The following is a 1,612-nucleotide window of genomic DNA, read 5'->3' on the forward strand; positions in this document are numbered from 1 at the left end:
GGTCGATACAGCCAAATCGACGATCTCCTGCCCTGGAAATTCATGCCGTCAAGCCGAGTCTAGGTGGTCGGGAATGTCCCGGTCGATGTTGAACTACTCGGAGTGAAGGGTGGCGTTGCTCTCCCTGAGCCGTAGGCTCGGGGTGTCTAATCCAAACGGAGAGAGCAACACCATGAAGAGATCTATCACGTCCCCGCTGGCGCTGGCTAGCACGTCCGAACTGACGACTGCAGTGGAGGGGGCGCGCGACGAGGTCGGAGCGAGCTTCGAGCGCTTCTGCCTGATCGCAGGCTTGGCAAGTCTGACGCAGATGCTGGAGGAAGATGCGACGTCGCTGGCCGGAGCCCCGCATGCGCGCGCGGCTGACAAGCCGGGATATCGCTGGGGCCGCACCAGAGGGCCCGTTGGCTTTCACGGCGGCAAGGTGGAGGTGGAGCGCCCGCGGGTGCGCTCGAAGGCCACCGGCAAGGAGTTGCCGCTGCCCAGCTGGAAGGAGGCTGCAGAGGCGGGCTGGCTGGAGCAATGGGCGATGAACCTGATGCTGATGAACGTGGCCACGCGCAAGGTGGGGCGTGCAGTGCGCCTGCCCGAGGCGGGCGTTCCTGCCGAGCCGGGCTCTGGCTTGTCGAAGTCGGCGGTGTCGCGGCGGTTCAAGGCCCTGACCCAAGCGCGCCTGGAGGAGTGGATGGCCTCGGACCTGTCGGCGCTGGATCTCCTGGTGATCCAGATCGATGGTTTGCATATGGACGACAACCTTCTGATGCTCGGCGCGGTCGGTGTGGATGCCGATGGCCGCAAGCACCCTCTGGGCGTGGTCGAGGGCGCGACGGAGAACGCGGCGACGGTGCAGGCGCTGCTCGACAACCTGATCGACCGGGGCCTCGATCCGGCAGTCTGTCGCCTGTTCATCGTGGACGGAGCCAAGGCGCTGACAAAGGCCATTCGCCGCACATTCGGGGCGGATATCCCGATCCAGCGCTGCCATATCCACAAGGCGCGCAACATCACCGAGCGGCTCGACCCCAAGCTTCACGCCGCTGTCCGCCGGACCCTTCGACAGGAATGGGAACTGAACGATGCCGACAAGGCCGAACGGCTTCTACGCAATCTGGCGCGCCGGATGGAGCTCAAGGCTCCCGGGGTCTCGAAGAGCATCCTCGAGGGCCTCGATGAAATCCTCACCGTGATCCGTCTCGGGCTGCCACTCGAACTGCGCCGCTCGCTCGCCAGCACCAACATCATTGAGTCGATGAACGCGGTGATCCGCCAAGTCTGCCGGAACGTGAAGCGGTGGCGGGACGCGAAGATGGCCCTGCGCTGGACCGCATCTGGCATGCTCGAGGCCGCCAAAGGTTTCCGGCGTCTCAAGGCTCACAAGCAGCTGCCCGTCCTCAAGGCCGCGCTTCTGAAGCACCGCGAGCCGGATGCCGACGGCGTTGACCAGACCGCAGAGGCAGCCTAACCATGACCCCGGCAACGCTGTCCAGGCCCGATTTCAACATTCGTCGGGACATCCCCCGTAACACCGCAGGCATGGGGCTATAAGTCGGGTCAAATTACGGCTACCGCACGGACGGTCACTTGGTGACCCTCCGCTGTCATGACGCTCTCC

General features: G+C 64.6%; 1 protein-coding gene. It reads left to right on the forward strand.

What is annotated here, in order from left to right:
* Positions 1-172 precede the first annotated feature (172 nt).
* Entirely contained in the window at positions 173-1,462 is a 1,290-nt protein-coding gene (locus tag WBB85_RS05910) for an IS256 family transposase (protein ID WP_432637706.1), read from the forward strand.
* The last annotated feature ends 150 nt before the right edge of the window (positions 1,463-1,612 follow it).

The sequence above is a fragment of the Albidovulum sp. genome, from assembly GCF_049646345.1.
Classification (GTDB): Bacteria; Pseudomonadota; Alphaproteobacteria; order Rhodobacterales; family Rhodobacteraceae; genus Albidovulum.